This window comes from Corticicoccus populi, assembly GCF_042686195.1.
GTDB lineage: Bacteria > Bacillota > Bacilli > Staphylococcales > Salinicoccaceae > Corticicoccus > Corticicoccus populi.
In genome coordinates this window covers 1,611,959-1,618,428 of record NZ_JBHUOQ010000001.1, presented here as the reverse complement: position 1 = coordinate 1,618,428, position 6,470 = coordinate 1,611,959, and the positions used below count along the sequence as shown (strand labels likewise).

Sequence of the window (6,470 nt, the reverse complement as noted above, 5' to 3'; positions counted from 1 at the left end):
AGCGGAGAGGCCACACCTGTTCCCATGCCGAACACAGCCGTTAAGCTCTCCTGCGCCGATGGTAGTTGGACTGACGTCCCGCAAGAGTAGGGCGCTGCCAGGCAAATTTTTTTTGGTTTATTCCACAGTAGCTCAGTGGTAGAGCTATCGGCTGTTAACCGATCGGTCGTAGGTTCGAATCCTACCTGTGGAGCCATTTTTTAGTTTCAGCTTTTTTATGACTTTGGCCCGTTGGTCAAGTGGTTAAGACACCGCCCTTTCACGGCGGTAACACGGGTTCGAATCCCGTACGGGTCATAAATAGCTTTGGAGAATTAGCTCAGCTGGGAGAGCATCTGCCTTACAAGCAGAGGGTCGGCGGTTCGAACCCGTCATTCTCCACCACGGAGGGGTAGCGAAGTGGCTAAACGCGGCGGACTGTAAATCCGCTCCTTCGGGTTCGGCAGTTCGAATCTGCCCCCCTCCATTTAATTTAATATTGGGCTATAGCCAAGCGGTAAGGCATCGGGTTTTGGTCTCGAGATGCGAAGGTTCGAATCCTTCTAGCCCAGCCATTTATTGAGCCATTAGCTCAGTCGGTAGAGCATCTGACTTTTAATCAGAGGGTCAGAGGTTCGAATCCTCTATGGCTCATACTAAACACCTGCATATGCAGGTGTTTTTTTATTTACATTAAACCTTTATGCATAATATAATGTATAAATTGATATTTATACACACTTGCATAAACCTTCTTTTTTATATATGATGAAAGGGTATACAATTTATTTTTGAAGGGGTTTTTAAAATGAAGAAATTGGATATTATTGGAGCGTCTACGTCATTCGGTCAGCCTAAACTGGGTGTTGATCTTGGACCAGATGCAATTAGATATGCAGGACTTTCCAAAACATTATCGGATCTTGGTTATGATATAAATGATAAAGGAAATATAAGTGGTGATTTCAAAGTTGATGTCGCCGGGCACAGTAAAAAAGAAGAAAGCAACCTTCTTAATTTTGAAGGAGTTCTTAATTTTAACGAACATCTTGCAAAGTCAGTAGACGAAAGTATCACAGCAGGCCATTTTCCGCTGGTACTTGGCGGAGATCACTCTCTTGCAATCGGTTCTCTCGCCGGCATCAGCAGTCATTATGAAAATCTTGGGGTTATCTGGTATGATGCGCACGGTGATTTGAATGACAGCCATACGTCACCATCTGGAAATATTCACGGTATGCCGCTTGCTGCATCATGTGGTGTCGGTCATGAAAGAATGGTTAATTTATATAATGATGGTGTGAAAGTGAAACCTGAGAATGTTGTTCTGGTTGGTATGAGAGATTTAGATGAAGGTGAGAAAAAATATATTAAAGATAATAATATTTTAACTTTCACTATGGTGGATATCCGGGAAAAAGGGATAAAAGCAGTTATGGAAGAAGCAGTCAGCTATTTAAAAGACAAGACTGACGGTATCCATTTATCACTTGATGTAGATGCGCTTGATCCTGTTGAAACACCTGGAACGGGGACACCTGTAGACGGGGGACTCAGTTTATCAGAAACACAGCTTGCTATGAGAATTTTAAATAAATCTGAGCGCATCACTTCAATGGATTTGGTTGAAGTCAATCCACTGCTGGATGAAAAGAATAAAACAGCTGAGAAAGCTGTTGAAATTGCAGCACACCTTTTTGGGAAAGTGCAGAGATATTAATTATAAATAAAAGCATGAGCCTGATAATAAGCTCATGCTTTTATTGTTCACTATCTTCATTGAAAGGCATAATCTGAACTTTATAATCTTTAGTGTCTTTTTTATCTTTCTTCTCAGATGCTTTCTTTACAAAATTTTTCAAATCTTTCTTAAAACCTTTTAATCCATCTTTACTTAAACTTAAATTGTAGGACATACTGTCCTTTTTTTTCTCGTCCTCAGTATATCTGAGTAAGTCTATATTCGGTACGACTTTTTTTGCAACTGGTGCATAAAATTTCTGGATAATACTATTTTTTTCTTCAGTTTTGACGACAAGAATAATTCCATTTTTTAAAAGTTCACTTAAATGATAATGAATTTTTGCACGTGGAATATCGAGTTCGTCAGCAAGCATCTGCCCTGTTTTTGGTTTTTCACTGAGCATACTTAATAATTGAAGTCGAAAAGGGTCACTCACGCTCTTTAGCTGCGGCAGGTTATCAATAACCAATAATTTTTTCATGTAGAACACCCCTCACTGTGTATATTTATAGTATGATAAATAGTAAATCACTTGTCAATTAAATCTGCAGTGGAGACATCCTCGTGAATTGTTGAAAAATTTTATTTTTGATATTATTAAGGTAAGTTGAAAGGAGTACCTTTTATGATCGGCAGAAGGATTAAAGAAATTAGAAATAATAATAACCTGACTCAGGAAGAGTTAGCCGATGGAATTATCTCAAGAACGTATTTAAGTTTGATTGAAAAAGGTAGTGTCCATCCATCAACCAATGTCCTTATTAAGCTTAGTGAGAGGCTGAGGTGTGATATTAATGACTTTATGACTGAGGTCTCACAGTTTAAATATAATGATGTAGAAGTATTAAGAGAGATTACGTATTATGAGCAGAGGGTACGGAATTCAGATTTTGAACATATACATGAGTTCATATCAAAAGAATATGAAAAACTTGCAGAGGTACCATCTGCAGAATGTGGGCGCATTCATTTAATATATGCAAAATTTTATTACCATGAGGGGAGAATAGAGAAAGCTGTCTACAATATAGATAAGGCACTTACAAAGCTTGAGGCAGTATCTTATAATCAGGTACATATTGATGCTGTGGAATTGAAGTGTGAGCTTCTGACCGAAAAAGGAAAATACATAGAGGCATTGGATTATCTTGAGGATGTGCTCTTAGAGGTTTCCCGGTCTAATAATATGGACCTTGAAGTAATTAGACTATTACATAACATGTCAAAATGTTATTATTTAATAGGAGAGTATATTACATCTAAGCGTTTAATTGAGAGGCTTGAAAAACAGTCTGAAATTCTGCATATTGATTATAAGAGAGAGTCGCGGATTCTTTTGAAAGTTAAGATTCTGACAAGGTTGAATGACTTTCAGGAAGTATTAATACTGACAGAGATGGAAGGGACAGCAGATGCTGATCTTTTTGTCTGCTACAGCAAGTTTAAACTCGGGAGAATACAAGAGAGTGTTTCCTGTTTCAAAAATTTAAAGAATACAATTGATAAATCTGGACTTGATGAATTATCTTCGGTGCTTTACGGAGAATTGGAGGATAAATTGAACGGGCTGATGAATCAATAGAAAGGATCGGCATTATGCAGACTGAAAGTTTGTTTGAAAATTTAACAACAGCAAATATTATTACAAGTATTGTCGATCTGTTAATCGTCTGGTACGTGTTGTATTTGCTGCTGACAGTATTAAAAGGTACAAAAGCGATACAATTAATTAAAGGTATTATCTTTATACTTGTCGGACGTGCATTAAGTAATTTCTTTAACTTAACCACCACGACGGAAATTTTCGATACCGTACTGGAATGGGGTTTTCTTGCGATTATTGTAATATTCCAGCCTGAATTCCGACGGGCGCTTGAGCAGCTCGGACGGGGAAGTTTATTCCGCTCGAACTCTACGAATGGTGCGGGTGAACATGACAAGCTGCGTGAAGCAATGATTAAAGCGATCAGGTATATGGCTAAAAGACGAATCGGTGCTTTGATTGTCTTTGAAAAAGATACCGGCCTGAAGGAATACAGTGAAACAGGTATTCCAATTGATGCGAATATTACGAGTGAATTGTTAATTAATATTTTCATTCCAAATACGCCGCTCCATGACGGTGCAATGATTATAAGTGGAGACAAGATTGATACAGCGGCAAGTTATCTTCCGCTTTCGGAAAGTAATAAAATCGCTAAAAGTCTTGGGACACGTCATCGTGCTGCAGTAGGGATTTCCGAAGTCACAGATGCATTTACAGTAGTCGTTTCGGAAGAGACAGGAAATATATCTGTAACGTATTCCGGTAAACTGTTTAAGGAAATTTCACTCGATGAACTCGATGACTTGTTCAAGAAGCATTGGACGATGCTACCACCTGCGAAAGAAGGGGGCGGTTTCTTTGCTAGAAAGTAAGTGGGGATTAAGACTAATTGCGTTATTACTGGCGTTATTTATGTTTTTATCTGTCAATAATGTGTTCGAAGAAATCAATTTGTTTGAAGGCGAAACAAGTGAATCAGAGATTGTGCAGGATGTTCCGGTAGAAATTTTATATGATGAAGAATATTACGTGAGCGGTGCACCGGAGCACGTTAATGTACAGCTCTCAGGAGGGAATTCCAATCTGATCCGTTTGGAAACTACAAGAGATTTTGAAGTATCCCTTGATTTAAGAGATGCAGAGGTCGGAGAGCACGAAGTGAGATTTGCTGTGGAAGGTCTGCCTGAAAATGTTACGGCAGAAGTTGTTCCTGAGACTGCAACTGTCAGTATTCAGGAAATGGTGGAACGTACATTTGTTGTTCAGGCTGATATCAGCGAAAGCCGTATCGGACCGAATCATCAGCTGGAAGGGGTTAATATTGATCCTGAAACAGTAACAGTTATGGGTGGAGAGAACGAAGTTAACAGAATACAATATGTAAGAGCCACATTAAGTGATAATTCGAGAATTACAGAAGACAGAGTGGAAGAAGCTGAAATCAGTGTATTCGATTTCCAATTCAACAGATTGGATGTGACGACTGATCCATCCAATGTACGTGTTGAAATTGATGTTTCGGAACTGAGTAAAACAGTACCGGTCAATGTTGAGTCTGAGGGATCAGTCGACAGTGATCATGAACTTGAGGGTATTGAGTTAAATCATGAGTCGGTAGAAGTTTTCGGTCCCCAGGAGATACTCAATCAAATTTCATCCATTGACGCTACAGTAGATATCGAAGGGATGAACAGCTCTGAAACAAAAGATGTGGAGTTATCACTCCCGGAAGGCGTAACAAAGACAGAACCAGCAGTCGTGGAAGCAGAAATAATGATACAGGATAACTAAAATTCTTATATGAATAAAGGAGTATACAATGGGTAAATATTTTGGAACTGACGGTGTCAGAGGCACAGCGAATACGGAACTCACACCGGAATTAGCGTATAAACTTGGACGTTTCGGGGGCTATGTCCTGAGCGGTGAGAAAGAAAATGATGAAAGGACAACAATTGTTGTCGGACGTGATACACGTGTATCCGGTGAAATGCTTGAATCAGCTCTTATTGCAGGACTTTTGTCTATCGGTGCTGAAGTAATCAGGCTCGGTGTGATTTCAACACCAGGTGTTGCATACTTAACACGTGATCAGGATGCGGATGCAGGTGTAATGATTTCAGCATCTCATAATCCTTTCCAGGATAACGGTATTAAATTTTTCGGACCGGATGGTTTTAAGCTGAATGACGCTCAGGAAGAAGAAATTGAGGCGCTTCTTGATAAAGATACTGATGACCTTCCGCGCCCTACAGCGGGTGGTTTAGGAAGTATTACAGATTATTTTGAAGGCAGTCAGAAATATGTCGGCTACTTAAAATCAACAGTGGATGAAGATTTGGAAGGACTTCGTATCGCACTGGACGGTGCACACGGATCCGCCCATTCCATTGGGCCGTACCTGTTTGGAGATTTAGAAGCAGATACTGTAACTATCGGCTGCAGTCCGACAGGCATGAACATTAATGACGGTGTCGGTTCCACACATCCGGAACGCCTGGTTGAACTTGTTAAAGAAGAAAAATGTGATCTGGGTCTGGCATTTGACGGTGACAGCGACCGGTTGATTGCTGTAGATGAGACAGGTGCAATTATTGACGGGGATAAGATTTTATTTATTCTTGCACAGTATTTAAAAGAAGAAGATAAACTAAAAGACAACATGGTTGTATCGACAGTGATGAGTAATTTAGGTTTCTATAAGGCACTCGAAGAAGCAGATCTTAAGAGTAATAAAACACAGGTCGGCGACCGTTATGTAGTTGAAGAAATGCGTAAAGGCGGCTACAGTTTAGGCGGAGAGCAGTCCGGACATATTATTATGATGGACTATAATACAACAGGTGACGGACTTTTATCCGGCGTACAGCTTGCAGCTATTGTGAAAAAAAGCGGTAAAAAATTGAGTGAACTCGCAGCACAGGTTGAGACTTTCCCACAGGAACTTGTCAATGTGCGCGTGACAGATAAATATAATGTTGTGAATAACAGCAAAGTGGCTGAAATCATTGAAGAGGTTGAAACTGAGATGAACGGCGAAGGGCGTATTCTTGTTCGTGCATCAGGTACGGAGCCTCTTGTACGTGTAATGGTTGAGGCAGCAACTGAAGAACTGGCTCAAAAATATGCTTCAGATATTGCAGAAGTGGTTAAAACGGAAATGGGATTGGAATAAGCAGTATAAAAGGACTCCTTAAGGGG

Annotated in this window: 6 protein-coding genes, 6 tRNA genes and 1 rRNA gene; 12 read left to right on the top strand and 1 reads right to left on the bottom strand. The window is 39.9% G+C overall.

Translation table 11 applies throughout. The features are described from left to right. From rrf to rocF, 8 genes are all read left to right on the top strand, one after another. A 5S ribosomal RNA gene (gene rrf, locus ACFSX4_RS08220) occupies nt 1-103 on the top strand; the annotation flags it as partial. 18 nt (nt 104-121) lie between these two features. After that, nucleotides 122-196 (top strand) — tRNA-Asn (locus tag ACFSX4_RS08215). A gap of 29 nt (nt 197-225) precedes the next feature. Further along, nucleotides 226-297, top strand: a tRNA-Glu gene (locus ACFSX4_RS08210). 11 nt (nt 298-308) lie between these two features. Beyond that, nucleotides 309-384 (top strand) — tRNA-Val (locus ACFSX4_RS08205). Nucleotide 385: 1 nt separating this feature from the next. Beyond that, nucleotides 386-466 (top strand) — tRNA-Tyr (locus ACFSX4_RS08200). A gap of 13 nt (nt 467-479) precedes the next feature. Continuing rightward, a tRNA-Gln gene (locus ACFSX4_RS08195) sits at nt 480-554 on the top strand. A gap of 6 nt (nt 555-560) precedes the next feature. Then, a tRNA-Lys gene (locus ACFSX4_RS08190) sits at nt 561-633 on the top strand. A 154-nt stretch (nt 634-787) separates the two neighbouring features. Next, a complete protein-coding gene (gene rocF, locus ACFSX4_RS08185) occupies nt 788-1,699 on the top strand; it encodes an arginase (protein ID WP_377773391.1) in 912 nt (303 codons plus the stop codon). Nucleotides 1,700-1,739: 40 nt separating this feature from the next. On the opposite strand, the gene ACFSX4_RS08180 is transcribed toward rocF, so the two are convergent. Beyond that, nucleotides 1,740-2,204 carry an ArsR/SmtB family transcription factor gene (locus ACFSX4_RS08180; protein WP_377773389.1) on the bottom strand — a complete coding sequence of 155 codons (465 nt, stop codon included), beginning with the start codon at nt 2,202-2,204 and terminating at the stop codon, nt 1,740-1,742. A gap of 144 nt (nt 2,205-2,348) precedes the next feature. On the opposite strand from ACFSX4_RS08180, the gene ACFSX4_RS08175 reads away from it, so the two are divergent. Genes ACFSX4_RS08175 through glmM form a run of 4 tightly spaced genes read left to right on the top strand, consistent with a single transcriptional unit; the run spans nt 2,349 to nt 6,444 of the window. Next, nucleotides 2,349-3,305 (top strand): helix-turn-helix domain-containing protein, encoded by a 957-nt coding sequence (locus tag ACFSX4_RS08175; protein ID WP_377773387.1) that lies wholly within the window; start codon nt 2,349-2,351, stop codon nt 3,303-3,305. A 14-nt stretch (nt 3,306-3,319) separates the two neighbouring features. Further along, nucleotides 3,320-4,141, top strand: coding sequence for a diadenylate cyclase CdaA (gene cdaA, locus ACFSX4_RS08170; protein ID WP_377773385.1), 822 nt, complete (start codon nt 3,320-3,322; stop codon nt 4,139-4,141). Then, nucleotides 4,128-5,060, top strand: a complete 933-nt coding sequence (locus ACFSX4_RS08165) for a CdaR family protein (protein WP_377773383.1) — start codon at nt 4,128-4,130, stop codon at nt 5,058-5,060. Before cdaA ends, ACFSX4_RS08165 begins: the two co-directional genes overlap by 14 nt. Nucleotides 5,061-5,088: 28 nt before the next feature. Then, a complete protein-coding gene (gene glmM, locus ACFSX4_RS08160; protein ID WP_377773381.1) occupies nt 5,089-6,444 on the top strand; it encodes a phosphoglucosamine mutase in 1,356 nt (451 codons plus the stop codon). Nucleotides 6,445-6,470 lie beyond the last annotated feature (26 nt).

Excerpts from the sequence above, each read along its gene's own strand:
- rocF (WP_377773391.1), top strand. The coding sequence starts at position 788 with ATGAAGAAATTGGATATTATTGGAGCGTCTACGTCATTCGGTCAGCCT.
- ACFSX4_RS08180 (WP_377773389.1), bottom strand. The coding sequence starts at position 2,204 with ATGAAAAAATTATTGGTTATTGATAACCTGCCGCAGCTAAAGAGCGTG.
- ACFSX4_RS08175 (WP_377773387.1), top strand. The coding sequence starts at position 2,349 with ATGATCGGCAGAAGGATTAAAGAAATTAGAAATAATAATAACCTGACT.
- cdaA (WP_377773385.1), top strand. The coding sequence starts at position 3,320 with ATGCAGACTGAAAGTTTGTTTGAAAATTTAACAACAGCAAATATTATT.
- glmM (WP_377773381.1), top strand. The coding sequence starts at position 5,089 with ATGGGTAAATATTTTGGAACTGACGGTGTCAGAGGCACAGCGAATACG.